Here is a 24,390-nt window from a genome sequence, read left to right as displayed (position 1 = left end):
GCGAGGCGACCGCCATGCGCGTGTGGATCGATGCCGATGCCTGTCCACGCGCGGCCAAGGACCAGGTGATCAAGTTCGCCCTCAAACGCCGGTTCGAGGTGCTGCTGGTTGCCGGGCAGAGCCAGGTCAAGCCGGCGTTCGCCTGCGTGCGGCTGATCGTGGTGCCGAGCGGGCCGGATGCCGCCGACGACTACCTGGTCGAGCACGCCGTTCCGGGTGACCTGGTGGTCTGCAGTGACGTTCCGCTGGCCGATCGACTGGTGAAGAAGGGTGTCGCGGCGCTCGACCCGCGCGGTCGCGAGTTCGACGAGCGCAACATGGGCGAGCGGCTGGCGGTGCGCAACCTGTTCACCGATCTACGCGATCAGGGCCAGATGGGCGGCGGTCAGGCGGCCTACAGCGAGCGTGACCGTCAGGCCTTCGCCAACGCCCTGGACCGCCTGCTCACGCGGTTGTCGCGGCCGCGCTGAGGGTCCGCCGCGCGGCCAGCCAGCCGCGCAGCTCCGTCAGTGGCAGCGGGCGGCTGTAGTAGTAGCCCTGGATGTAATCGCAGCCGTTCTCGCGTAGATAGGCCAGTTGCACCTCCTCCTCGACACCTTCCGCCACTACCCTGAGGCCGAGCTTGTGCGCCATGGCGATGATCGCTGCGGTGATGGCACGGTCATTGGCCTGCTCGGCGATTTCCTGAACGAAGGCGCGGTCGACCTTCAGGGTGTTCACCGGCAGCTTGCGCAGGTAGGCCAGCGAGGAATAGCCGCTGCCGAAGTCATCGATGGAAACCTTCACCCCGAGTTCGCGGACGGCATTGAGGGAGCGCACCGCCGCGCCAAGGCTGTTCATCAGCGCATTCTCGGTGACTTCCACGGTCAGTCGCGCCGGGTCGAGGCCGGTGCGTTCAAGAATGTGCGCCACGACCTCCGGCATCTGTGGATTTGACAGGTTGAGCGCCGAGCAATTGACCGCGACCCGCAGGTCGTAGCCCTCATCGAGCAAGGTGACCAGGTCGACACAGGCGCGACGCGCGACCCAGGCGTCCAGTTCGGCGACGAAACCGTGCTGCTCGGCCAGCCCGACAAAGCGCTCGGGGCTTATGAAACCCTGCTGCGGATGCTGCCAGCGCACCAGCGCTTCGAGGCTCACCGGCTCGCCGCTGCGACCGTCGACGATGGGCTGATAGTTCACGCTGAGCAGGTTTTCGTTCAGCGCTCGGCGCAGGTCTTGTTCCAGCGACAGATCTTCCTGGGCGCGCAGTTCGAGCGCCGGGTTGAAGCGCAGGCTGCGGTTGCGACCACTGGCCTTGCACTGGCCTACCGCGAGGCCAGCGTGGCGGAACAGCGCGTCGAAGCTGAGCCCGTCTTCGGGGTACTGGCTGATACCGATGCTGGCGGTCAGGTGCAGCTGAGTGTCGCCGAGGGTGAAGGGCGGGCGCAGCTGTTCGAGGATGTGGTTGGCGAGCGCCTGGGCATGCTCCCACTGGCCGAGCGTCAAGACGCAGAACTCGTCGCCGGAGAAGCGCGCCAGCATATCGTGCTGTCCGAGTACCGCGCGGATTCGATGCGCCGCCTGCTGCAATGCCAGGTCGCCGCTGCGGTGACCGAGGCTGTCGTTGATCCGCTTAAAGTTGTCCAGGTCCACCACCAGCACGGCCAGCGCCTGGCGTTCCTCGCGCGCGGCCAGGACCTGGGTGACCATCTCGGTGAAGGCGCGGCCGTTGAACAGATTGGTCAGCGGGTCGTAATGGGTCATCGCGTTGAGCTGGTGCTCGGCCTGGTCGAGTGCCTGGCGTTGCTCGCTGAAGCGCTGTTCGGCCCAGCTGGCGGCGATGCCGGTGACGATTACCAGCAGGGCGACCAGACCGATTGCCGAGGCGAGGACGGCATGCTGGCCGCCGTGACTGCCGAATGGGGCGGTGTGCTCCAGCATGTGGGCGGGGACTGCCAAGGTCAGCGCATGCATGCCGGTGTAGTGCATCGAAACGATCGCCGCACCCATCAACAGGCTGCAGAGCAGGCGCTGCCAGTGCTGATGCCGGCTCTGGCTGGCGCGGAAGTGAAACCCCAGCACCAGCGCGGCGATCGAGGCGCCGATGGCGATCAGCACCGAGGCGGCGAAGGCCAGCGGTGCGTAGTAGAGCGTGGCCAGCGAGCGGATCGCCGCCATTCCGGTGTAGTGCATGGCGGCAATGCCGATGCCGGCGGCCGTTCCGGCCATCGCGTACTGCGGAATGCTGAGGCGATCGCGGCCGAGCAGATGCATCACCACATAGGACACGGCTATGGCGATCAGCAGCGAAAGCAGGGTAATGCGATGGTCGTAGCTGATGTCCAGCGGTGCGCTGAAGGCCAGCATGCCGATGAAATGCATCGACCAGATGCCGCCGCCCAGGGCGAACGCACCGACCCAACGCCACAATTCGCGACCGCGCGGGCTGCCGCTGCGGCTGACCCGCTTGGCCAGCGCCAAGGCGGTGAACGCCGCCGCGCTGGCGACCAGGTAGGAAAGAACGACCAGCAGCGGGTCGTGACTGTGGCCAAGCAGAGCGATCTGGTCGGCGGGAAGCTCGGAAAACAGGAGTCTGGACACGCGGCGGCACTCGAACAGTTCGGGCGTCCTGCCTCGTGGAGATAGTGGCTCATGGCCATCTTGGGCCGGAGTGTACGAGAGGTCACTCTGGCCGCCAATCTCCTATCGGCCGATCAGCCGCAAAGATAAGTGCCGGTGCCCACGGCGATCAGAGTGCCCAGTTCGTTGTGCAGCTCCGAACGCACCACCGCGACCTTGTTGCCCGAGCGCAGCAGCACCGCGCTGGCGCTGAAGCGCGTGCCTCGACCTGGGCGCAGGTAGTCGATGCGCAGGTCGATGGTACCCAGCCGGGAAAGCCGTGCGGCGCGCTGCTGGGTGGTCAGATGGCGATGCTTGTCGAAGGCGCCGAGCATCGCCATCGCCCCGCCGGCCACGTCCAGCAGCGAGGCGATGACCCCGCCATGCAGGATGCCGTGGACGAAGTTGCCGACCAGCTCCGGCTTCATCGGTAGATGCATGACGACCTGGGAGGTCGATACCTCGTCGAGTTCGATGCCCAGCGCCTGGTTGAAGGGAATGCGTTCGAACATCTGGCGTACCGCCTGGGTCTGCTCGGCGAGCAGTGCGTCGTCGTGGTTCATGGTCGGCGTTCCTGTGGATGAGCGATCAAGCTGCCCGAGGATGTTCGTGCTGAACAGGGCTGCGGCACGAGCAGCCGCGGCTTTGGCGACTTTCGCGCAAAAAAAAATCCCGGGCGGACCCGGGATCATTCGGCGGCGTTCGGATCACTCCTCGGTGGTCATCTCCAGTACCCGGTCGACCAGCTTGTAAATGCCCGAAGCGGCTTCGCTGATGGACTGCGCCAGCATGTACGCCGGGGTGGTCACCAGTCGATGCTGCTTGTCCACGACGATGTCGCTGACCTCGCACGCCTGATGCTCGGCGCCCATCTGCGCGACCGCCTTGGCGGCATCGGCCTCGTCACTGCCGAGGGTGCAGACCACGCCGGCGCCGAAGATCTGCGCGGCCATGGTCGGTGCGATGCACATCATGCCGACCGGCTTGCGTGCCTCGGCAAAGGCCTGGGCCAACGCCACCACATCCGGCAGTGCCTTGCTGCTGGCGCCTTCGGTCGCGAAATTGGAGAGGTTCTTCGCGGCGCCGAAACCGCCGGGAATGATCAGCGCGTCGAAGTCCTCGGCGCGCGCCTCGCGCAGGTCCTTGATCTCGCCGCGGGCCAGGCGAGCCGACTCGGTCAGCACGTTGCGCGACTCTGGCATCTCCTCGCCGGTCAGGTGATTGATCACGTGCATCTGCGCGATGTTCGGTGCGAAGCACTGCACCTTGACGCCACGCTGGTCCAGGCGCAGCAGGGTGATGACGCTTTCGTAGATCTCCGAGCCGTCGTAGACGCCACAGCCGGAGAGGATCACGGCGACTTTCTTGTTCATGGTGGTACTCCTGGTCAAGTTCAGCGGCCCTGCGTCGGGCACGGCGGATGCGTTCGATGCTAATACCTGGGACGGTTCCAGGTAAGCCCCACACGTTCCGTTGGATTCGCGCGATGCGCCGGTGTTCATTGCCGCAGGTCTGGCGCGGCAGTTTGCGCCTGATCAAAGCACTGGCAGTCGCCGGCATGGCTGGCGACAATGGGCGCGGTTTCGGAGGCTCGACGGCCTGGCGTTGTCATCATTTCGTCATGTGTCGGGCCTATAAACGTCATATTCGCCCGTTCTGCGGGCCAGGAGTCCGTCGTGAGTTTCGTTCCTGCCAGCCGGCTGTTCCCCGCTACTCGTCTGCGTCGCAATCGTCGTGACGATTTTTCCCGCCGTCTGGTGCGCGAAAATGTGCTGACCGTCGATGACCTGATCCTGCCGGTGTTCGTGCTCGACGGCGAGAACCGCCGCGAGCCGGTGCCGTCGATGCCGGGAGTGGAGCGCCTGTCCATCGACCTGCTGCTCGAGGAGGCCGAAGAGCTCGTGGCGCTGGGCATTCCGGCGCTGGCGCTGTTTCCGGTGACACCGCTGGAGAAGAAGTCCCTCGATGCGGCCGAAGCCTGGAACCCGGAGGGCATCGCCCAGCGCGCCACGCGCGCCTTGCGCGCGCGTTTCCCTGAGCTGGGGATCATCACCGACGTAGCCCTCGATCCATTCACCACGCACGGCCAGGACGGCATTCTCGACGACAGCGGATACGTGCAGAACGATGTCACTGTCGACGCGCTGGTCCGCCAGGCGCTATCCCACGCCGAAGCCGGCGCTCAGGTGGTCGCGCCGTCGGACATGATGGATGGTCGTATCCAGGCGATTCGCGAGGCGCTGGAAGTGGCCGAACACCACAACGTGCGCATCATGGCCTACTCGGCGAAATACGCCAGCGCCTACTACGGCCCGTTCCGAGATGCGGTGGGCTCTGCCGCCAACCTCGGCAAGAGCAACAAGAATACCTATCAGATGGACCCGGCCAACGGTGACGAGGCGCTGCACGAAGTGGGCGCCGACCTGGCCGAAGGCGCGGACATGGTGATGGTCAAGCCCGGTCTGCCCTACCTGGATATCGTCTGGCGGGTGAAAGATGCCTTCAAGGCGCCGACCTTCGTCTATCAGGTCAGCGGCGAGTACGCCATGCACATGGCCGCCATCCAGAATGGCTGGCTGAGCGAGGCCGTCATCCTTGAGTCTTTGGTCGGCTTCAAGCGTGCCGGGGCCGATGGCATCCTGACTTACTTCGCCAAACAGGCGGCACAACAATTAAAACGGGGCCAGTGAGCCCTTTCGAGGCAAAGCGATGATCAACCAGGGACTCAGCGAAAAGGATCTGCAGGACGCCGTGGTCGGCGAGGTGCTGGAACAGACGTTGCCCGAGGTGGTGTCTGCGCCACTGGAAGTCGTCGAGGAGACGCCGGTCGCGCTGGTGACCAACCTGGACGACAGTGCGCTGTACATCCATCGCGAGCTTTCGCAGCTTCAGTTCAACGTCCGCGTGCTCGAGCAGGCGCTGGATGAGTCCTATCCGCTGCTGGAGCGGCTGAAGTTCCTGCTGATCTTCTCCAGCAACCTCGATGAGTTCTTCGAGATTCGCGTCGCCGGACTGAAGAAGCGCGTCACCTTCGCCCGCGAACAGGCGGGCGCCGACGGCCTGCAGCCGCATCAGGCGCTGGCGCGCATATCCGAGCTGGTCCACGAACAGGTCGACCGCCAGTACGCGATCCTCAACGACGTGCTTCTGCCAGCGCTGGCCGAGCATCAGATCCGCTTCATTCGCCGCAGGCACTGGACGGCCAAACTCAAGACCTGGGTGCGCCGCTATTTCCGCGACGAGATTGCGCCGATCGTTACGCCGATCGGTCTCGATCCGACCCATCCGTTCCCGCTGCTGGTGAACAAGAGCCTGAACTTCATCGTCGAGCTGGAAGGCGTCGATGCCTTCGGCCGCGACTCCGGTCTGGCGATCATCCCGGCGCCACGCCTGCTGCCGCGGGTGATCCGCGTGCCGGAGTCGGTCGGCGGCGCCGGCGACAACTTCGTCTTCCTCTCCTCGATGATCCATGCCCATGCCGACGACCTGTTCCACGGCATGCGGGTCAAGGGCTGCTACCAGTTCCGCCTCACCCGTAACGCCGACCTTTCGGTTGACACCGAGGACGTCGAGGACCTGGCACGCGCGCTGCGTGGCGAGCTGATCTCGCGTCGTTATGGCGATGCCGTGCGCCTGGAAGTGGCCGATACCTGCCCGCAGCACCTGGCCGATTTTCTGCTCAAGCAGTTCAACCTCGGCGAAAGTGAGATGTACCGGGTCAATGGCCCGGTCAACCTGACCCGGCTGTTCAGCATCACCGGCCTGGACAGCCACCCCGAACTGCAATACAGCCCGTTCACGCCGTCGATTCCCCGACTGCTGCAGAACAGCGACAAGATCTTCAGCGTGATCAACAAGCAGGACATCCTGCTGCTGCATCCCTTCGAGTCCTTCACGCCGGTGGTCGACCTGCTGCGCGAGGCGGCCAAGGACCCCTGCGTGCTGGCGATCAAACAGACGCTGTATCGCTCCGGCGCCAATTCCGAGATCGTCGATGCGCTGGTCGACGCGGCGCGCAGCGGCAAGGAAGTCACCGCGGTGATCGAGCTGCGCGCCCGGTTCGACGAGGAATCCAACCTGCAGCTGGCCAGCCGTTTGCAACAGGCCGGCGCGGTGGTGATCTACGGCGTGGTCGGCTACAAGACCCACGCCAAGATGATGCTGATCCTGCGCCGAGAGAACGGCGAGCTGTGCCGTTACGCGCATCTGGGCACCGGCAACTACCACGCCGGCAACGCGCGGCTGTACACCGACTACAGCCTGCTGACTTCCGACGACGCGCTCTGCGAGGACGTCTCCAAGCTGTTCAGTCAGCTGATCGGCATGGGCAAGACCATGCGCATGAAGAAGCTCTTGCATGCGCCGTTCACGCTGAAGAAGACGCTGCTCGACCTGATCGCGCTGGAGACCCAGCACGCCGCCGAGGGCCGGCCGGCGCACATCATCCTCAAGGTCAACGCGCTGACCGATCCGAAGATGATCAAGGCGCTGTACAAGGCCAGCCAGACCGGCGTGCGCGTCGACCTGATCGTGCGCGGCATGTGCTGCCTGCGCCCGGGCATCGCCGGGGTCTCGCACAACATCCATGTGCGTTCGATCATCGGCCGTTTCCTCGAGCACAGTCGGGTGTTCTATTTCCAGAACGATGGCGACGAGAAACTCTATCTCTCCAGCGCCGATTGGATGGAACGCAACCTCGATCGGCGGGTGGAAACCTGCTTCCCGGTCGAGGGCAAGAAGCTGGTGATGCGGGTGAAGAAGGAGCTGGAGGGTTTCCTCAGCGACAACACGCAGAGCTGGATCCTGCAGCCGGATGGCAGCTACGTACGCAACAGCCCGACTGGCAACCAGCATCCGCGCAACGTGCAGAACATACTGCTGGAAAAGCTCACCGCGCCGGTGATGAGCACCCGTTAGGCTGTTGCCGTTTCGGTGCGGCCGGCCCCGGAGATGATCGCGCAAAGGTTTTAGCGGCGGCGGCAAACCTTTGCCAGCCGGGGCCATGGCAGACTCGTGGCCCCGATCATTCACGCCGGAGGCCCGCATGTGGGCAACCCTGGGTGCCGCGTTGAGCCTGCTGGGCGCGCTGGCCCTCTACCTCGCCTCACCCCACCAACGCCTGCTCGTCCGCTCCTGGCCGCCTTTCGCGCGGGCGGGGGGAGCAGGCTGCCTGGGACTGGCGTTGCTGGCCTGGTCGCAGGCGCAGCCACGCGAATCGCGATGCTTTTTCGGGTGCGCTACGCGCACCGCCAGGCCCCGGTGCCCGCGGTGCGCGCAGCGCACCCTAGATCAGGCCCGTGCCGAGCCGGCTTCTGGTCATTTCATCCGCAGTTCGTAGCCGACCCGTGCGAGCCAGGCGGCTTCGGCCTCGAAGTCGGCGCGGGTCAGCGGGTTGGCGTCCAGCCAGCCAGCCGGGAAGACCAGCTCGAGGCCGCGCTCGCTGGCCTCCAGCTGCACCTCGGAAACGGCATTGGCGCCGCGGATATGGTGGAACAGGATGGCGAAGCGCAGCAGGATGCATAGGCGCACCAGGGCATCGGCGTCGGTGCCGATCTCGCCGAACTTGTCCTGCGGGATGTTGCGTCGGTGGCCGCGTACCAGCAACGCCAGCATCAGCTGATCTTGACGTGAGAAGCCGGGCAGGTCGGAATGTTCGATCAGGTAGGCGCCATGCTTGTGGTAGTGGTAATGAGCGATATCCAGGCCCACTTCATGCACCCGGGCGGCCCAGGCGAGCAGCTCGCGGTGCCAGTCCTGATCAAGGTTCCAGGCTTGCGCCACCTGGTCGAACGCCTCCAGTGCCTTGGCTTCGACTCGCGCGGCCTGCTCCATGTCGACGTGGTAGCGCTCCATCAGGAAGCTCAGCGAGCGGTCGCGGATGTCCTCGTCATGGTGCCGGCCGAGCAGGTCGTACAGCACGCCTTCGCGCAATGCGCCTTCGGAGTGGGTCATGCTGCTGATCTCCAGGGCATCGAAGATCGCCTCCAGAATCGCCAGGCCGGCCGGGAACACGCCGCGGCGGTCCGGCTTGACGCCATCGATGTCGATCTTCTCCACGTCGCCGAGCTTGAACAGCTTGCGCTTGAGCCATCCCAGCCCTTCGACATTGACTTCGCCGTTGCCGAAGCCGCCGCTCTTGATCGCCAGACCGACGGCGCGGATGGTGCCGGACGCACCGATGGATTCCTGCCAGCCGAGCCGGCGCAGGCCATGCTCGATGCCCATCAGTTCGACCCGCGCGGCGGTATAGGCCTGGGCGTAGCGTGCCGGGGTGATCTTGCCGTCGCGGAAGAAGCGTTGGGTGTAGCTCACGCAGCCCATCTGCAGGCTTTCGCGCAGCTGCGATTCGAAGCCCTCGCCGATGATGAATTCGGTACTGCCACCGCCGATGTCGGCCACCAGGCGCCGGCCGGAACTGCTCGGGATGGTGTGCGACACGCCGAGATAGATCAGACGCGCCTCTTCGCGGCCGGAGATGACCTCGACCTGATGATTGACGATCTCTTCGGCGCGGCGGATGAAGGTGGCGCGATTGCGTGCTTCACGCAGTGCGTTGGTGCCGACGATGCGCACCGCGCCCTGCGGCAGATGATTGACCAGTTGCGCGAAACGGCGCAGGCAGTCGAGCCCGCGCTGCATCGCCGCTTCGTCGAGCAGGCGGTTCTCGTCGATGCCCGCGGCCAGCTGTACCTTTTCGCCGAGCCGTTCGAGTATGCGCATCTCGCCGTTGCTGGTGCGTGCCAGCACCATGTGGAAACTGTTCGAGCCCAGGTCGAGGGCGGCGATCATGGGAAAACTTTCGGCGGGGGATTGGGGCATGTTAACGGCGTCTCGTTCGATTACGGCGCCATCCTGCCACGAGCCGGCGGATGAGCCAACGCAAAAGGACGGCGCCGGCACTTGTCTAGATGACCTGCTCTGCCCGGCCCAGGCTTGGCCGGGGAGCGTTGCAGTGACTGCTCGTCGCATGCGACAACCTTTCCGAAGGCTATGTCTTCGTCATGGATCGCGAGTAGGTTGGCGCTGAGCGTAGCGAAGCCCGACTGGGATCGGCATGGAGTCGGCACGAATCTGTTGGGCTTCGTCGCTAGGCTCCTCAGGCTGCGCGCCCCGACCCAACCTATGTGCCCCGATCCAACCCGTGCGTTTCCGTGATGCACGGCTTCACAGGTTCACCGAGCCGATGAAGTTGCGCAGCTCCTCGGTCTGTGGCGCGGCGAACAACGCCCTGGGATCACCAATCTCGTGCACCTTGCCCTGGTGCATGAACACCAGCTTGTCGCCCACTTCGCGGGCGAAGCGCATTTCGTGGGTGACCATGACCAGGGTCATGCCCTCGCTGGCCAGTTGCTTGACCACCGCCAACACCTCGTTGACCAGTTCCGGGTCGAGCGCCGAGGTGATCTCGTCGCACAGCAGCACCCTGGGCGACATGGCCAGGGCGCGGGCGATGGCCACGCGCTGCTGCTGGCCGCCGGACAGGCGCTCGGGGTAGGCATCGAACTTCTCCGCCAGGCCGACGCGCTCGAGCATCTGCCGGGCGATCCGCTCGGCCTCGGCGCGCGGCGTCTTCTTCACCACCTGCGGCGCCAGCATGACGTTCTCGCCCACCGTCAGGTGCGGGAACAGGTTGAACTGCTGGAACACCATGCCGACCTTCTGCCGCAGGCTGCGCAGGTCGGCGCGGGCGGCGTCGATGTACTCGCCGTCCACCTCGATGACGCCGTCGTCGATCGATTCCAGGCCGTTGAGGGTGCGCAGGAAGGTGCTCTTGCCCGAGCCGCTGCGGCCGATGATGGCGACCACTTCGCCTTCCTCGACGGCCAGGTCGATGCCCTTGAGCACGTGGTTGTCGCCGTAGTACTTGTGCAGGGCGGTGACGTTAAGCAGTGACATTCAGCCTCCTTTCCAGGCGGTATGCAGCGAGCGAGAGCGGGTAGCAGAGCAGGAAGTAACCGAGGGCGACGAAGCCGTAGACCATGAACGGCTCGAAGGTGGCGTTGGCCAGCATGCTGCCGGTCTTGGTCAGTTCGGTGAAGCCGATGATCGAGGTCACCGCGGTGCCCTTGACCACCTGCACCGAGAAGCCGACGGTGGGCGCCACGGCGATGCGCAGCGCCTGCGGCAGCACGACGTGGCGCAGGGTTTCCAGGCGGCTCATGGCCAGGCTTTCGGCGGCCTCCCACTGGCCGCGGCCGATGGCTTCGACGCAGCCGCGCCAGATCTCGGCGAGAAAGGCGCTGGTGAACAGGGTCAGCGCGATCGCGGCGGCCAGCCAGGGCGAGACGTCGATGCCGAGCAGGGCGATGCCGAAGAACACCAGGAACAGCTGCATCAGCAGCGGCGTGCCCTGGAACAGCTCGATATAGCCCTTGGCCAACAGGCGTGGCAGCCGTAGCGGCGCGATGCGTGCCAGCAGCACCAGCAGGCCGGCGAGGCCGCCGCAGACGAAGGCCACCAGCGACAGCAGCAGGGTCCACTGCAGGCCCACCAGCAGGTTGCGCAGGATGTCCCAGAGGGTGAAGTCCATCAGCGCGCTCCCATGACGAAGCGGCGGCCGAACCAGGCCAGCAGCTGGCGGATGAGGATGGCCATGAGCAGATACAACGCGGTGGTGACCAGGTAGGTCTCGAAGGCGCGGAAGTTGCGCGACTGGATGAAGTTGGCGGCGAACGACAGCTCCTCGGTGGAGATCTGCGAGCACACCGCCGAGCCGAGCATGACGATGATGATCTGGCTCGACAGCGCCGGCCAGACTTTGGCCAGCGCCGGGCGCAGGACCACGTGGCGGAAGGTCTCGAAGCGGCTCATGGCCAGTGCCGCCGCAGCCTCCAGTTGCCCGGCCGGGATGGCCTGGATGCCGGCGCGGATGATCTCGGTGGAGTAGGCGCCGAGGTTGATCACCATCGCCAGCACCGCAGCTTCCCACTCGCCCAGGCGAAAGCCCAGCGAGGGCAGGCCGAAGAAGATGAAGAACAGCTGGACGATGAACGGCGTGTTGCGGATCAGCTCCACGTAGGCGCCGAAGATGCGGTCGAACGGGCGGATGCGCCAGGCGCGCAGGATTGCCCCGACGATGCCGAGAGCGACGCCGAGCAGGGTGCCGATCGCGGTCAGGCCGAGGGTGAAGGCCGCGCCCTGCAGCAGCAGGTCGCTGTGCTGCAGGACGGCGGCGAAGTCGAACCGGTATGCCATGTCTCAGACCTCCGCGCGCGGGCTCAGAGTTCGGCCGGCAACGGTTGCTTCAGCCACTTCTGGCTGATCGCGTCGAGGCTGCCGTCGGCCTTGGCGGCGGCGATGATGGCGTTGACCTTCTCCAGCAGGGCCGGCTCGTTCTTGTTCAGGCCGACATAGGTGGGCGAGTTCTTCAGGTTGAGCTTCATCACCGGCACGCGCCTGGGGTTGCGCTCGGCGATGGCGGCCATCACCACGTTGCCGCTGGCGATCAGCTCGACCTGGCCGGAGAGGTAGGCGGCGATGGTCGAGTTGTTGTCCTCGAAACGCTTGAGCGTGGCCCCTTTGGGGGCGACGTTGCTCAGCTCGATGTCCTCGACCGAGCCACGGGTGACGCTGATGGTCTTGCCGTCGAGATCGTCGAGGCTGGCGACTGCCGCTTCTTCCGGGCCGAACACGCCGAGGTAGAAGGGCGCATAGGCGGCGGAGAAGTCGATCACCTGCTCGCGCTCGGGATTCTTGCCGAGGCTGGAGATCACCAGGTCGACCTTGCCGGTGGTGAGGAAGGGGATGCGGTTGGTGCTGTTGACCGGGGTCAGCTCCAGTTTCACCGCCAGCTTGTCGGCCAGCAGTTGCGCGGTGTCGATGTCCAGGCCGCGTGGCTTGAGGTCCGGGCCGACCGAGCCGAATGGCGGGAAATCCTGCGGCACGGCGACCTTGAGCACGCCGCGGGCGCCGATGTCGTCGAGGGCGTCGGCGTGGGCCGGGGTCAGGCCGAAGGCCAGGGCGGCGAACAGGGTGCCCAGCAGGCTGCGGTGGATTCTGCGCATGTCGATCTCCAGCAAGAAATGAAGTGTTTTGCCGGTTCGCGCAGTGCATTGCCCATGCCAAGTCCCAGGCAATTCATGGCTTCGGCCGGTCCGCCAGTGGAAAAACAAGGTCTTACTGGTCTGAACAGTTGCGGTATTTGACCGAACGGTCATATGTGCGCGTGCCTCATTCGGGGGCGTGCCCGGAATGGGTGTTTCATAAGGGGGCGTCGCTTGCCTGCGGCGGGGTTCTGGTCGTACAAAGGCGACTCCACTGGACTGACCGGCCCGAACAGCCATGCATGCTTCCGCCCCCCGTGCCGTACCCGAATATGCCTTGCAGGCGATCCGCCGTCTGATCGACGAGCAGGGCTACCGCCCGGGCGATGCCCTGCCGTCGCAGCGCGAGCTGGCCGAGCGTCTCGGGGTCAGCCGGGCTTCGCTGCGCGAGGCGCTGTCCTCGCTCAGCGCGCTGGGGCTGGTCAGTGTGCAGGCGGGCAAGGGCGTGTTCGTACAGGAGCCGCAGCGGCTGGAGGCGGCCACGGGCTTCGCCTGGCCCTTCGCCGCCGTGTCGGCGGCCGATACCTTCCAGCTGCGTTTCGCCCTGGAGGGGTTCGCCTGCGGTTTGGCCGCCGGGGTGCTGACCGCCGAGGAGCTGGACGTGCTGCAGGACAATGTCGAGCGGATGCGCGGCGAGTTGCGCGCCGGGGATTTCGAGCAGGCGGCGCGGCTGGACTTCGAATTCCACCAGCGCATCCTCGCCGCCAGCGGCAACCAGGCCATGTTCGGCCTGGTCGCATCCCGTGCGGAGATCTTCCTGGAAAGCCAGAAACTGCCGTTCATTCGCCCGGAACGGGCGCTGGAAACCTGGCAGGAGCACCGCAAGATCCTCAAGGCCCTGGCCCGGCACGCCGCCGGCCCGGCGCAGAAGGCGATGCAGCAGCATATCCGCGCGGCGGCCCTGCGCACCGGTATCGCGTTCGCCACGCTCGGCGACTGAGGCCCGGACCGTTTTCCGTTTCGGCCCGGTCCGCCGGGCGGGAACGGTCCCCGGAATATCGGGTCCATCGAGAGACCCAATCGTTCCGCGTCTTTCGGTACGGCTGAAGCCGGGCTATGATGTCGCCACTTTTTTGCTTCCGAATCACGGAGACTTCCCATGAGCGAATTCATCACCAAAGTCAGCGATGCCAGCTTCGAACAGGACGTCCTCCAGGCGGATGGCCCGGTGCTGGTCGATTACTGGGCCGAGTGGTGCGGTCCCTGCAAGATGATCGCTCCGGTGCTCGACGAGATCGCCAAGGATTACGAAGGCAAGCTCAAGGTCTGCAAGCTGAACATCGACGAGAACCAGGAAACCCCGCCGAAGTACGGCGTGCGCGGCATTCCGACGCTGATGCTGTTCAAGAACGGCAACGTCGAGGCGACCAAGGTCGGCGCGCTGTCCAAGTCGCAATTGGCGGCGTTCCTCGACAGCAATATCTGAGTTCCGAGCCTTCCGGGTTCACTCGAAAAGCCCCCGCAGACGCGGGGGCTTTTTTCATCGGCAGGGTGGACGCTGCGCCTGCACGGTGCTAAATTCGGCCTCGCGACGCATTCTTCCGTCGCCCTCTGCATGCCGTCGCCGACGCACTTCAGCCTCATAAAGCACAACGAATCCGTTCGTCTCCTGCTGCGCGGCTTCTCAAGCTAATCGCTTTCTACATCCTTCCTGACTCTCTCTATGAATCTGACTGAACTCAAGCAAAAGCCCATCACCGAACTGCTGGAAATGGCCGAACAGATGGGCATCGACAACATGGCCCGTTCGCGCAAGCAGGACGTGATTTTCTCCCTGCTCAAGAAGCACGCGAAAAGCGGCGAGGAAATCTCCGGTGATGGCGTGCTGGAGATTCTCCAGGACGGTTTCGGCTTCCTGCGCTCCGCGGATTCTTCCTACCTGGCCGGCCCGGACGATATCTACGTGTCGCCCAGCCAGATCCGCCGTTTCAACTTGCGCACCGGCGACAGCATCGTCGGCAAGATTCGCCCGCCGAAGGAAGGTGAGCGTTACTTCGCCCTGCTCAAGGTCGACTCGATCAACTACGATCGGCCGGAAAACGCGAAGAACAAGATCCTGTTCGAGAACCTTACGCCGTTGTTCCCCAATGAGCGCCTGAAGATGGAGGCCGGCAACGGCTCCACCGAGGACCTCACCGGTCGCGTGATCGACCTGACTGCGCCTATCGGCAAGGGCCAGCGCGGCCTGATCGTCGCCCCGCCGAAGGCGGGCAAGACGATCATGCTGCAGAACATTGCCAGCAACATCACCCGCAACAATCCCGAGTGCCATCTGATCGTCCTCTTGATCGACGAGCGCCCGGAAGAAGTGACCGAGATGCAGCGCACCGTGCGCGGCGAGGTGGTCGCCTCCACCTTCGACGAGCCGCCGACCCGTCACGTGCAGGTCGCCGAGATGGTGATCGAGAAGGCCAAGCGCCTGGTCGAGCACAAGAAGGACGTGGTCATCCTGCTCGACTCCATCACCCGTCTGGCGCGCGCCTACAACACCGTGATCCCCAGCTCCGGCAAGGTGCTCACCGGTGGTGTCGACGCCCACGCGCTGGAGAAGCCCAAGCGCTTCTTCGGCGCCGCGCGTAACATCGAGGAAGGCGGCAGCCTGACCATCCTCGCCACTGCGCTGGTGGAAACCGGTTCGAAGATGGACGAGGTGATCTACGAGGAATTCAAGGGCACCGGCAACCTGGAGCTGCAACTGGACCGCCGCATCGCCGAGAAGCGCGTGTTCCCGGCCATCAACATCAACCGCTCCGGCACCCGCCGCGAAGAGTTGCTGACCGCCGAGGACGAGCTGCAGCGCATCTGGATCCTGCGCAAGCTGCTGCACCCGATGGACGAGATCGCCGCCATCGAATTCCTCCTCGACAAGCTCAAGGACACCAAGACCAACGACGAATTCTTCATGTCGATGAAAAGGAAATAAAGCGGGAAGCCTGAAGCTGGAAGCTAGAAGTGGATTGGCTTCCAGCTTCCAGCTTCCAGCTTCCAGCTATGAAATACTCCGACCTGCGCGATTTCATGCGCGTCCTCGAACAACGCGGCGAGCTCAAGCGTGTGGCCGTGCCGGTTTCCCCCGTTCTGGAAATGACCGAAATCTGTGACCGCACCCTGCGCAAACAGGGCCCGGCGCTGCTCTTCGAGAACCCGACCGGTTTCGACATGCCGGTGCTCGGCAATCTGTTCGGCACGCCGCAGCGGGTCGCCCTCGGTATGGGTGCCGAGGATGTCTCCGAACTGCGAGAGATCGGCAAGCTGCTGGCTTTTCTCAAGGAGCCGGAGCCGCCGAAGGGTCTGAAGGACGCCTGGAGCAAGCTGCCGATCTATAAGAAGGTCATCAGCATGGCGCCCAAGGTGCTCAAGGATGCGCCCTGCCAGGACGTGATTCTCGAGGGTGACGATGTCGATCTGGCGAAGATCCCGGTGCAGCACTGCTGGCCGGGTGACGCGGCGCCGCTGATCACCTGGGGCCTGACCATCACCAAGGGACCGAACAAGGAGCGGCAGAACCTCGGCATCTACCGTCAGCAGGTCATCGGTCGCAACAAGGTGATCATGCGCTGGCTCAGCCATCGTGGCGGGGCACTGGATTTCCGTGAGTGGTGCGAGAAATATCCGGATCGGCCATACCCGGTCGCCGTAGCGCTGGGTGCGGATCCGGCGACGATCCTCGGTGCGGTCACGCCGGTGCCCGATACGCTGTCCGAATATGCCTTCGCCGGTCTGTTGCGCGGCTCGCGCACCGAGCTGGTCAAGGCGGTCGGTTCCGATCTGCAGGTACCGGCGTACGCGGAGATCGTCCTCGAAGGGCACATCCATCCGGGGGAGATGGCCGACGAAGGACCTTACGGCGACCATACCGGCTACTACAACGAGGTCGACCGCTTCCCGGTGTTCACCGTCGAGCGCATCACCCAGCGCAAGAACCCTATCTACCACAGCACCTATACCGGGCGTCCGCCGGATGAGCCGGCGATTCTCGGCGTGGCACTGAACGAGGTGTTCGTGCCGATCCTGCAGAAGCAGTTCCCGGAGATCGTCGATTTCTACCTGCCGCCGGAAGGCTGTTCCTACCGCATGGCGGTGGTGACCATGAAGAAGCAGTATCCCGGCCACGCCAAGCGGGTCATGCTGGGTGTATGGAGCTTCCTGCGGCAGTTCATGTACACCAAGTTCGTCATCGTCACCGACGACGACATCAACGCCCGTGATTGGAACGACGTGATCTGGGCTATCACCACGCGCATGGATCCCAAGCGCGACACGGTGATGATCGACAACACGCCGATCGACTACCTGGATTTCGCGTCGCCGATCTCCGGGTTGGGCTCGAAGATGGGCCTGGATGCCACCCATAAATGGCCGGGCGAGACCAACCGCGAATGGGGCCGGGCCATCGTCCAGGATCCGGCGATAAAGCAGCGGGTCGATGAACTCTGGTCGCAGCTGGGTATCGACTGACATAACCGAAGAGGCGGGCCCGAGCCCGCCCGAAGCCTTGGCGGGTCATCCCGTTCACTGATAAGACGTGCACATGAAAGTTACCTTGCAGCCATCCGGTGCCGTGCTCGACGTGCAGCCCGGCGAACGATTTCTCGATGCCGCCAAGCGCTTGGGCTACGAATGCCCGCAGAGCTGTCGCAACGGCAACTGTCACATCTGCGCCTCGTTGCTGGTCGAAGGACGCGTGCTTCAGGCTGGCGAAGTGCGGGATCACGGTGAGCTGTTGGCCTGCCTGGCCGAGCCGCTGGAAGACTGCGTGCTGCTCTGGGATGGCGTGCTGGCGCCTGGCGAACTACCGGTGCGCGAGTTGAGCTGTCAGTTGAGTGGCGACGAAGAGGTCGGTGGCGATGTGGTGCGCCTGCGCTTGCGCCTGCCGGCTGGCCGGCAACCGCGCTATCACGCTGGTCAGTACCTGTTGTTGCAGCGGGAGGATGGCGAGTGGTCGGCTTTCTCTCTCGCCTCGGCACCCGGCAGTGGCCGCGAGCTCGAACTGCATGTGCTGGCTCGTGAGGCGTCCGCGATCGAGCTGCTGGCATTCCTGCGACGACAGGGGTATGCACGGATTCAGCTGCCATTCGGCGACACCCACCTGGCCGAGTTGCCGGATGGCCCTTTGGTATTGATTGCGGCGGGCACCGGCATGGCGCAGATGCACAGTCTGATCGAATATTGCCGGGCCGCAGGGTTCTCGCATCCGGTGCACTTGTACTGGGGGGTGCGCCATCCCGAAGACTTCTACCAGCTGCCGCACTGGGATGAGTGGCAGGGCATGAGCAATCTGCATCTGCACCGTGTCGTCAGCGATATCTGCGGTTGGGAGGGTCGCTGCGGCATGCTGCACGAAGCGATTCGCGAGGATTTCAGCGATCTCAAGCCGCTGCATATCTACGCCAGCGGTTCGCCGTCGATGGTCTATGGCACGTTGGACGCGCTGGTGGAGGCGGGGATGGACCCGCATCAGATGCGCGCTGACGTGTTCGCTTACGCGCCGCGGGAAAGTTGACTCGTTTTGCTACGCCAGAATGAAAAACGCCGGGTCGAAAGCCCGGCGTTTTCGTTCAGCGCCTTCAGCGTGCCTGGCGCTGCTGTAGCAGCAGGTTCTTGTAACCACTGGCGGCTAGCGTCTTCTGTGCGCTGTTCAGCTGCTCGCGACTGCTGTACGGTCCGACCAGCACGCGATACCAGGGCTCGTCGCGCACCTTCACGTTCTCCACACGTACGTCCTGGCCGAGCAGGATGATCTGCGCGCGTACCCGATCGGCCTCAGCCTGCTGGCGAAACGAGCCGGCCTGCAGGAAGAACTGCGTCACCGGCGCCTTGGCCACCGTTGGGGGCGGTGGTGGCACCTGGCCGTTGAGCGCGGCCTGGGCGCGTGCCTCGTCGATCTTGGCCGCTTCCTCCGGTGTTACCGGCTTGGCCGGCGGTTCTGGCTGCTTGGTTTCCGGCGGCAGAATCACTTCCGACTCCGGCAGTAGGGTATAGAAGTCGTACTTCGGCTTGGTCGGTTGCTCGCTGGCTGGCGTGCGCTTGGGCTGCTCCTTGATCGCGGTCTTGGGCGCATCCTTGTTGCGTTTGACCTCTTCGCCACCTGGTTCGAGGCTCATCAGGAACATGATGAATCCGCCGATCACCAGGCCACATACCAGCCAGATCCAGCCTGGTACGGCCTGTTTGGCGGGCGCCTGATAGCGGCTGGCGCCTCGTTTGGGCGCGGCTTTCTTCCTTGCAGCCACTTACATGCGCTCCAGAGTTTCCAGGCCGAGAAGTTCCAGGCCCTGCTTGAGGGTCTTGCCGGTCAGGGCGGCGAGGCGCAGCCGGCTCCGCTTTTGCTCTTCCTGTTCGGCGCTGAGAATCGGGCAGTGCTCGTAGAAACTGGAGAACAGCCCGGCCAGATCGTACAGGTAAGCGCACAGCAGGTGTGGTTCGCCTTTCTCGCTGACGCTGTTCAGCACTTCGCCGAACTGGGCGAGCTTGGCGGCCAACGCCAGTTCCTGCTCGGCCTCGAGCTGGATCTGTCCGGCAGTCTCGTCGATGCCCTTGCCCAGCTTGCGGAACACACTGGCCACGCGGGTGTAGGCATAGAGCAGGTAGGGCGCGGTATTGCCCTCGAAACTCAGCATCAGTTCGAAGTTGAAGCGGTAATCGCTGGTGCGATGCTTGGACAGGTCGGCGTACTTGACCGCGCTGATGCCCACGGCACGGGCGATCTGGCGCAGCTCGGCCTCGTCGAGATCCGGGTTCTTGCCCTTGACCAGGGCATAGGCGCGCTGCTCGGCTTCGTCGAGCAGGTCGATCAGCTTTACCGTGCCGCCGTCGCGGGTCTTGAACGGGCGGCCGTCGGCGCCGTTCATGGTGCCGAAGCCCATGTGCTCCAGCTGCATGCCTTCATGCACGAAGCCTGCGCGGCGGGCCACTTCGAAGGCCATCTGGAAATGCAGGGCCTGGCGCTGGTCGACGAAATACAGCACACGATCGGCGTGCAACTGCTGGCTGCGGTAACGCATGGCCGCCAGGTCGGTGGTGGCGTAGAGGTAGCCGCCGCCAGCCTTCTGCACGATCACCGGCAGCGGATTGCCTTCGGCGTTCTTGAATTCGTCGAGGAAGACGCACTGCGCGCCGTTGTCCTCGGTGAGCAGGCCCTTCTCGCGCAGGGACTCGACGATGCCCGCCAGGTCGGCGTTGTAGGCGCTCTCGCCCTTGACGTCGGCCGGGGTCAACTTGACGTTGAGGCGGTCATAGATCTTCTGGCAGTGCGACAGCGAGATGTCGTTGAAGCGTGTCCACAGGCCCAGACACTGGGCATCGCCAGCCTGCAGTTTCACTACCAGTTCTCGGGCGCGGTCGGCGAACTCGGCGGACTCATCGAAGCGCTGCTTGGCGGTGCGATAGAACTGTTCCAGGTCGGACAGCTCGCTTTCCGCGGCGGCCGGTTTCTCCTCGAGATAGGCCAGCAGCATGCCGAACTGGGTGCCCCAGTCGCCGACGTGGTTCTGCCGGATCACCTCGTCGCCGAGGTGCTCGAGCACGCGACCGACGGCGTCACCAATGATGGTCGAGCGCAGGTGGCCGACGTGCATCTCCTTGGCCAGGTTCGGCGACGACAGGTCGATCACCACGCGCTGCGCGGCGCCGGCCTTGCGCACCGAAAGATGCGGATCGGCCAGGGCGGCTTCGAGGCGCCCGGCCAGGGCGTCGCTGTTCTGGAAGAAGTTCAGAAAGCCTGGTCCGGCGATTTCCACCTTGCTGATCTGCGCGTCCTGCGGCAGGGCGGTGATCAGCTTCTCGGCCAGGTCGCGCGGCTTCAGCCCGGCCGGCTTGGCCAGCATCATGGCGATATTGCTGGCGAAGTCGCCGTGACTCTTGTCCCTGGTGTTTTCCACCTGAATCGCCGGCGTCAGGCCTGCGGGCAGCACGCCTTCGTCGGTCAGGCGGACAAGGGCTTGCTGGATCAGGTGGCGAATGCTGTCTTTCATGGTCGGCTCGGTCCGCAGGAGTGCGCGAAAACCCGGCATTATAAAAGCAGCGGCAAGCTGCAAGCCATAAGCTTCAAAACGCAGCCTCGAGCTGCAAGCCATAAGCTGCAAGAAAAAGCTTGGCGGGCATTTGGCGCCGGCCGCCACACTGATTCGCTTGCAGCTGTAGGTCGGATCACGCTTCACCGATCCGACGAGCGGAGCCACGGTGGATGTAAAAAACGACATCCACCCTACGCTCGCTTCCAGCTTCCAGCTCAAAAAAGATCGATCGGGTCGACATCCAGGCTCCAGCGCACGGCGCGACCGCCGGGCAGTTGTTCGAGCAGCGGGACCCAGGTGCCCATCAGCCGGTGCAGGGTCGCCCGCGCGTTGCCCTGAAGCAGCAACTGCGCGCGGTATCGACCGGCACGCCGTTCCATTGGTGCGGGAACCGGTCCGAGCAGTTCGACGCCGTTGAGGTGCAGCTGCTCGAGCAGCTGTTCGGCGAGGCTGCAGGCATCGTCGAGGAAGGTTTCGGCCTGGCCGGGCTTCTGTGCTTCGGCACGCAGCAGTGCCAGATGGCTGAACGGCGGCAGACCGGCTGCGCGGCGCTCGGACAGGGCCTGCTCGGCGAAGGCGAAATAGCCCTGTTCGGTCAGCTGCACCAGCAGCGGATGGTCGGCCAGATGCGTCTGGATGATCACCTTGCCAGGCTCCTCCGCACGCCCGGCGCGCCCGGCGACCTGGACAATCAGCTGGGCCATGCGCTCGCTGGCGCGGAAGTCGGCAGAGAACAGTCCGCCGTCCGCATCGAGAATCGCCACCAGCGTGACGCGCGGAAAATGGTGACCCTTGGCGAGCATCTGCGTGCCGACCAGCAGGCAGGGCTCGCCGCGGTTGATGGTGCCGATCATCTGCTCCATCGCGCCCTTGCGCGCGGTGCTGTCGCGATCGATGCGCAACACCGGATAGTCGGGGAAGAGAATGCCCAGGCGCTCTTCGGCACGTTCGGTTCCGGCGCCCACCGGGCGCAGGTCCACTTTGCCGCAGTCCGGGCAGTTGCGCGGCGGCCGCTCGACGTGCCCGCAGTGATGGCAGCGCAGCTCGTTGTGGCGCTGATGCAGGGTCATCCGTGCATCGCAGCGTGGACACTGGCTGAGCCAGCCGCAGTCATGGCAGAGCAGGGTGGGGGCGAAGCCGCGCCGGTTGAGGTAGACCAGCACCTGCTGGCCGGCGCCAAGGGTCTGGCCGATGGCCTGCTGCAATGGGCCGGATATACCGGCGTCCAGCGGGCGGCTCTTCACGTCCAGGCGCAGGAAGCGCGGCGACTGTGCATTGCCGGCCCGTTGCGTGAGCTTGAGCAGCGCATAGCGGCCGCTGTGTGCGTTGTGCAGGCTTTCCAGCGAGGGCGTGGCCGAACCAAGCACGATCGGCAGGTTTTCCTGGCGTGCGCGCAGCAGGGCCAGATCGCGGGCGTGGTAGCGCAAGCCTTCCTGCTGTTTATAGGAGGCGTCGTGCTCCTCGTCGATGATGATCAGGCCCGGATTCTTCATCGGGGTGAACAACGCCGAACGCGTGCCGATGATGATGTCCGCCTCGCCGTCGCGGGCAGCGAGCCAGGCATCGAGTCGTTCACGATCATTGACGTTGGAATGCAGGAGCGCGATCCGGGCATTGAAGCGTTGCTCGAAACGGGCGAGCGTCTGTGGTCCCAGATTGATCTCGGGGATCAGCACCAGGGCCTGTTTGCCGGCTTCCAGTACGCGGTGAATCAGTTGCAGATAGACCTCGGTCTTGCCGCTGCCGGTCACCCCGGCCAGCAGGAACGCCTGAAATCCTCCGAGGCCGGCGCTCACCGCTTCGAAGGCTGCGCGTTGCTGTGCATTCAAGGTGAGTTCGGCCTGCAGCAGCCAGCTGCCACTGTGCCCGCGGGGCGGCTTGCTGCGGCGCGATTCGATACGCACCAGGCCCTTTTCCAGCAGCAGGTCGAGGCTGTCCTTGTTCAGCTGCAGTTTGCTGAGTAGTGCGTGCGGCAGGCCGTGAGCGTGCTGGGCGATGGTCTTCAGGGCTTCGCGCTGCCGGGGCGCGCGGGTCAAGCGTGGGTCGTCAGGACTGGCGCCTTCCACCAGGCGCCAGTAGCGCTCCTGGCGCGCTTCGGCGGGTTCGCCCTGGCGCAGCAGTACCGGCAGTGCCCAGCTGAGGGTGTCGCCCAGGCTGTGCTGGTAGTACTGCGCCGTCCACAGGCAGAGCTTGAACAACGGGGCGGGCAGCGGTGGCTTGGCGTCCAGCAACTCCAGCGCCGGCTTGAGCTTTTCCGCCGGTACTTCGCTCTGTTCGCTCAGCTCGACCAGAACGCCGACGACTTCGCGTCGACCGAAGGGCACGCGCAGGCGCACGCCTGGTTGCAGAGCGGCGCGCGACACGCCAGCCGGCGGCAGGTAATCGAACAGGCGACGCAGGGGCGAGGGCAGCGCCAGGCGGAGGATGCAGGAAGACACGCGATGATCCTTGGTGATGTGCGGCGATGGTAAACGATGACGCGATTCGGCGTCGTCGCGAGCACGCCTCCGGCGGCTCTGTACATCTGTCGCCCGCGCTTGCATCACCCTAGCGCTCTGGTATGATTCGCGCCCTACTTCGTGCGGTACTCGACATAGGGTCGGGTGGCGGCACGCAATCTTAGAGGATTCATCATGAAAGCCGATATCCATCCGAATTACGTCGAAATCGAGGCCACCTGCAGCTGTGGCAACGTCATCAAGACCCGCTCCACGCTGGGCAAGAACCTGAACATCGACGTGTGCTCCGAGTGCCACCCGTTCTACACCGGCAAGCAGAAGGTGCTGGATACCGGCGGCCGTATCGATCGCTTCAAGCAGCGTTTCGGTGTGTTCGGCGCCAAGTAAGCTGGCGTACCGGGAATCCGATGGGGTTTTCCGAGCACATGAAGAAGGCGTCCCTGGTGGGCGCCTTTTTCGTTTCCGTCTTCTGGCAAATTCAGGCACTGGCGTTCTGTCCATCGCCGGGGCACTTATCGATGCTGGAGGTGGCGCAGGTCGTCGACGGCGACACGCTGCGTCTGGTCGATGGTCGCAGCGTGCGGCTGATCGGTATCAACACGCCGGAACTGGGGCGTGACGGGCGCAAGGCCGAGCCGTTCGCGGTAGCCGCGCGGCGCCGACTGCAGGGGGTGGTGCGGGCCAGTGACGGGCGGGTCGGTCTGGTCCTGGGCGAGGAGCGACAGGATCGTTATGGGCGTACGCTGGCCCATGCCTATGATGTGCAGGGGCGTAATCTCGAAGCCGTACTGCTTGCTGATGGCCTTGGCTTCATGGTCGCTGTGGCGCCGAATACGCGGCTGGTGGCCTGTCAGCAGCGGGCGGAGCGGCAGGCGCGGCAAAGCGGTCTGGGTGTCTGGCGCGAGCTGAAGCCCGCCTCGCCGCAATCGTTGAGGCGCGGTGGCTTCACGCTGCTCGAGGGCAGGGTCGAGCGGATCGAGCGCAATCGCGGCGGCTATTGGCTGGAAATGGATGGTCCGCTGGTGGTGAACATACCGCCGCAGGCGCTTGACGCATTCGATGCCCGGGCAATGACTGCGCTTGCCGGGAAGCGACTCCAGCTAAGGGGCTGGGTGGTCGATCGCCGCGGGCAGGCTGGTGCCGGGCAGGCCCGCTGGATGCTGCGCGTTACCCATCCGGCGATGCTGGGGTTGTCGCGCTGAATCGGTTGTTCGTACTGGCGCGTGAATCTACCCGGAAAGTCGTAGCGGCTTGGGCTTGACAGTCAGCCGG

21 protein-coding genes are annotated in these 24,390 nt (G+C 64.7%); 10 read left to right on the top strand and 11 right to left on the bottom strand.

Annotation, left to right across the window (positions count from 1 at the left end):
* The first annotated feature begins 14 nt into the window (after nucleotides 1-14).
* Complete coding sequence (locus P5704_010885; GenBank protein WOF81210.1) at nucleotides 15-470, top strand: YaiI/YqxD family protein; 456 nt, start codon at nucleotides 15-17, stop codon at nucleotides 468-470.
* Here the strand turns inward: P5704_010885 and P5704_010880 are convergent.
* The 3 genes from P5704_010880 to elbB all read right to left on the bottom strand — a co-directional run bounded on the left by P5704_010880 (nucleotide 445) and on the right by elbB (nucleotide 3,974).
* Nucleotides 445-2,583, bottom strand: a complete 2,139-nt coding sequence (locus P5704_010880; GenBank protein WOF80929.1) for an EAL domain-containing protein — start codon at nucleotides 2,581-2,583, stop codon at nucleotides 445-447. The two genes, P5704_010885 and P5704_010880, sit on opposite strands and share 26 nt — an antisense overlap.
* Before the next feature lie 113 nt (nucleotides 2,584-2,696).
* Nucleotides 2,697-3,164: a thioesterase family protein gene (locus P5704_010875; GenBank protein WOF80928.1), complete on the bottom strand. Its 468-nt coding sequence runs from the start codon at nucleotides 3,162-3,164 to the stop codon at nucleotides 2,697-2,699.
* 144 nt (nucleotides 3,165-3,308) lie between these two features.
* Nucleotides 3,309-3,974 carry an isoprenoid biosynthesis glyoxalase ElbB gene (gene elbB, locus P5704_010870; protein WOF80927.1) on the bottom strand — a complete coding sequence of 222 codons (666 nt, stop codon included), beginning with the start codon at nucleotides 3,972-3,974 and terminating at the stop codon, nucleotides 3,309-3,311.
* Between the two features lie 303 nt (nucleotides 3,975-4,277).
* On the opposite strand from elbB, the gene hemB reads away from it, so the two are divergent.
* Together hemB and ppk1 are read left to right on the top strand one after the other, a co-directional pair.
* Complete coding sequence (gene hemB / locus P5704_010865) at nucleotides 4,278-5,291, top strand: porphobilinogen synthase (protein WOF80926.1); 1,014 nt, start codon at nucleotides 4,278-4,280, stop codon at nucleotides 5,289-5,291.
* A gap of 19 nt (nucleotides 5,292-5,310) precedes the next feature.
* Nucleotides 5,311-7,518 carry a polyphosphate kinase 1 gene (gene ppk1 / locus P5704_010860; GenBank protein WOF80925.1) on the top strand — a complete coding sequence of 736 codons (2,208 nt, stop codon included), beginning with the start codon at nucleotides 5,311-5,313 and terminating at the stop codon, nucleotides 7,516-7,518.
* Between the two features lie 399 nt (nucleotides 7,519-7,917).
* On the opposite strand, the gene ppx is transcribed toward ppk1, so the two are convergent.
* From ppx to P5704_010835, 5 genes are all read right to left on the bottom strand, one after another.
* A complete protein-coding gene (gene ppx / locus P5704_010855) occupies nucleotides 7,918-9,420 on the bottom strand; it encodes an exopolyphosphatase (GenBank protein WOF80924.1) in 1,503 nt (500 codons plus the stop codon).
* A gap of 345 nt (nucleotides 9,421-9,765) precedes the next feature.
* Nucleotides 9,766-10,497: an amino acid ABC transporter ATP-binding protein gene (locus tag P5704_010850; GenBank protein WOF80923.1), complete on the bottom strand. Its 732-nt coding sequence runs from the start codon at nucleotides 10,495-10,497 to the stop codon at nucleotides 9,766-9,768.
* Nucleotides 10,484-11,134: an amino acid ABC transporter permease gene (locus P5704_010845; protein WOF81209.1), complete on the bottom strand. Its 651-nt coding sequence runs from the start codon at nucleotides 11,132-11,134 to the stop codon at nucleotides 10,484-10,486. Before P5704_010845 ends, P5704_010850 begins: the two co-directional genes overlap by 14 nt.
* Nucleotides 11,131-11,796, bottom strand: coding sequence for an amino acid ABC transporter permease (locus P5704_010840; protein ID WOF80922.1), 666 nt, complete (start codon nucleotides 11,794-11,796; stop codon nucleotides 11,131-11,133). Before P5704_010840 ends, P5704_010845 begins: the two co-directional genes overlap by 4 nt.
* Nucleotides 11,797-11,819: 23 nt before the next feature.
* On the bottom strand, nucleotides 11,820-12,605 hold the full coding sequence (locus tag P5704_010835; GenBank protein ID WOF80921.1) for a transporter substrate-binding domain-containing protein: 786 nt from the start codon (nucleotides 12,603-12,605) through the stop codon (nucleotides 11,820-11,822).
* Nucleotides 12,606-12,882: 277 nt separating this feature from the next.
* Between P5704_010835 and P5704_010830 the strand changes: the two genes are divergently transcribed.
* The 5 genes from P5704_010830 (at nucleotide 12,883) to P5704_010810 (ending at nucleotide 18,147) form a co-directional block, all read left to right on the top strand.
* A complete protein-coding gene (locus tag P5704_010830; GenBank protein WOF80920.1) occupies nucleotides 12,883-13,584 on the top strand; it encodes an FCD domain-containing protein in 702 nt (233 codons plus the stop codon).
* Between the two features lie 159 nt (nucleotides 13,585-13,743).
* Nucleotides 13,744-14,070, top strand: a complete 327-nt coding sequence (gene trxA / locus P5704_010825; GenBank protein WOF80919.1) for a thioredoxin TrxA — start codon at nucleotides 13,744-13,746, stop codon at nucleotides 14,068-14,070.
* 237 nt (nucleotides 14,071-14,307) lie between these two features.
* Nucleotides 14,308-15,567 (top strand): transcription termination factor Rho, encoded by a 1,260-nt coding sequence (gene rho / locus P5704_010820; protein ID WOF80918.1) that lies wholly within the window; start codon nucleotides 14,308-14,310, stop codon nucleotides 15,565-15,567.
* 68 nt (nucleotides 15,568-15,635) lie between these two features.
* Nucleotides 15,636-17,102, top strand: a complete 1,467-nt coding sequence (gene ubiD, locus P5704_010815; GenBank protein ID WOF80917.1) for a 4-hydroxy-3-polyprenylbenzoate decarboxylase — start codon at nucleotides 15,636-15,638, stop codon at nucleotides 17,100-17,102.
* Between the two features lie 73 nt (nucleotides 17,103-17,175).
* On the top strand, nucleotides 17,176-18,147 hold the full coding sequence (locus P5704_010810) for a CDP-6-deoxy-delta-3,4-glucoseen reductase (GenBank protein WOF80916.1): 972 nt from the start codon (nucleotides 17,176-17,178) through the stop codon (nucleotides 18,145-18,147).
* A 64-nt stretch (nucleotides 18,148-18,211) separates the two neighbouring features.
* Here the strand turns inward: P5704_010810 and P5704_010805 are convergent, their stop codons facing one another.
* From P5704_010805 to P5704_010795, 3 genes are all read right to left on the bottom strand, one after another.
* Nucleotides 18,212-18,877 (bottom strand): SPOR domain-containing protein, encoded by a 666-nt coding sequence (locus P5704_010805; protein ID WOF80915.1) that lies wholly within the window; start codon nucleotides 18,875-18,877, stop codon nucleotides 18,212-18,214.
* Nucleotides 18,878-20,617, bottom strand: coding sequence for an arginine--tRNA ligase (gene argS, locus P5704_010800; protein ID WOF80914.1), 1,740 nt, complete (start codon nucleotides 20,615-20,617; stop codon nucleotides 18,878-18,880).
* A gap of 257 nt (nucleotides 20,618-20,874) precedes the next feature.
* The gene (locus tag P5704_010795; protein ID WOF80913.1) at nucleotides 20,875-23,097 is read right to left on the bottom strand and encodes a primosomal protein N'; all 2,223 of its coding nucleotides are present in this window, start codon (nucleotides 23,095-23,097) and stop codon (nucleotides 20,875-20,877) included.
* Nucleotides 23,098-23,292: 195 nt separating this feature from the next.
* Here P5704_010795 and rpmE point away from each other — a divergent pair, with 195 nt between their 5' ends.
* Nucleotides 23,293-23,505 (top strand): 50S ribosomal protein L31, encoded by a 213-nt coding sequence (rpmE, locus tag P5704_010790; protein WOF80912.1) that lies wholly within the window; start codon nucleotides 23,293-23,295, stop codon nucleotides 23,503-23,505.
* Between the two features lie 20 nt (nucleotides 23,506-23,525).
* Nucleotides 23,526-24,320: a thermonuclease family protein gene (locus P5704_010785; protein WOF80911.1), complete on the top strand. Its 795-nt coding sequence runs from the start codon at nucleotides 23,526-23,528 to the stop codon at nucleotides 24,318-24,320.
* The last annotated feature ends 70 nt before the right edge of the window (nucleotides 24,321-24,390 follow it).

It is taken from the genome of Pseudomonas sp. FeN3W, assembly GCA_030263805.2.
Taxonomy (GTDB): domain Bacteria; phylum Pseudomonadota; class Gammaproteobacteria; order Pseudomonadales; family Pseudomonadaceae; genus Stutzerimonas; species Stutzerimonas stutzeri_G.
The sequence above is the reverse complement of the archived record's forward strand: the minus strand, read 5'-3'. Positions and strand labels throughout refer to the sequence as shown.

What these genes read in the sequence shown, in the direction of transcription:
- P5704_010810 (WOF80916.1), top strand. Translation starts at nt 17,176, where the DNA reads ATGAAAGTTACCTTGCAGCCATCCGGTGCCGTGCTCGACGTGCAGCCC.
- elbB (WOF80927.1), bottom strand. Translation starts at nt 3,974, where the DNA reads ATGAACAAGAAAGTCGCCGTGATCCTCTCCGGCTGTGGCGTCTACGAC.
- rpmE (WOF80912.1), top strand. Translation starts at nt 23,293, where the DNA reads ATGAAAGCCGATATCCATCCGAATTACGTCGAAATCGAGGCCACCTGC.
- ubiD (WOF80917.1), top strand. Translation starts at nt 15,636, where the DNA reads ATGAAATACTCCGACCTGCGCGATTTCATGCGCGTCCTCGAACAACGC.
- P5704_010840 (WOF80922.1), bottom strand. Translation starts at nt 11,796, where the DNA reads ATGGCATACCGGTTCGACTTCGCCGCCGTCCTGCAGCACAGCGACCTG.
- argS (WOF80914.1), bottom strand. Translation starts at nt 20,617, where the DNA reads ATGAAAGACAGCATTCGCCACCTGATCCAGCAAGCCCTTGTCCGCCTG.
- P5704_010850 (WOF80923.1), bottom strand. Translation starts at nt 10,497, where the DNA reads ATGTCACTGCTTAACGTCACCGCCCTGCACAAGTACTACGGCGACAAC.
- P5704_010885 (WOF81210.1), top strand. Translation starts at nt 15, where the DNA reads ATGCGCGTGTGGATCGATGCCGATGCCTGTCCACGCGCGGCCAAGGAC.
- P5704_010830 (WOF80920.1), top strand. Translation starts at nt 12,883, where the DNA reads ATGCATGCTTCCGCCCCCCGTGCCGTACCCGAATATGCCTTGCAGGCG.
- P5704_010875 (WOF80928.1), bottom strand. Translation starts at nt 3,164, where the DNA reads ATGAACCACGACGACGCACTGCTCGCCGAGCAGACCCAGGCGGTACGC.
- trxA (WOF80919.1), top strand. Translation starts at nt 13,744, where the DNA reads ATGAGCGAATTCATCACCAAAGTCAGCGATGCCAGCTTCGAACAGGAC.
- rho (WOF80918.1), top strand. Translation starts at nt 14,308, where the DNA reads ATGAATCTGACTGAACTCAAGCAAAAGCCCATCACCGAACTGCTGGAA.
- ppk1 (WOF80925.1), top strand. Translation starts at nt 5,311, where the DNA reads ATGATCAACCAGGGACTCAGCGAAAAGGATCTGCAGGACGCCGTGGTC.
- P5704_010785 (WOF80911.1), top strand. Translation starts at nt 23,526, where the DNA reads ATGGGGTTTTCCGAGCACATGAAGAAGGCGTCCCTGGTGGGCGCCTTT.
- P5704_010835 (WOF80921.1), bottom strand. Translation starts at nt 12,605, where the DNA reads ATGCGCAGAATCCACCGCAGCCTGCTGGGCACCCTGTTCGCCGCCCTG.
- ppx (WOF80924.1), bottom strand. Translation starts at nt 9,420, where the DNA reads ATGCCCCAATCCCCCGCCGAAAGTTTTCCCATGATCGCCGCCCTCGAC.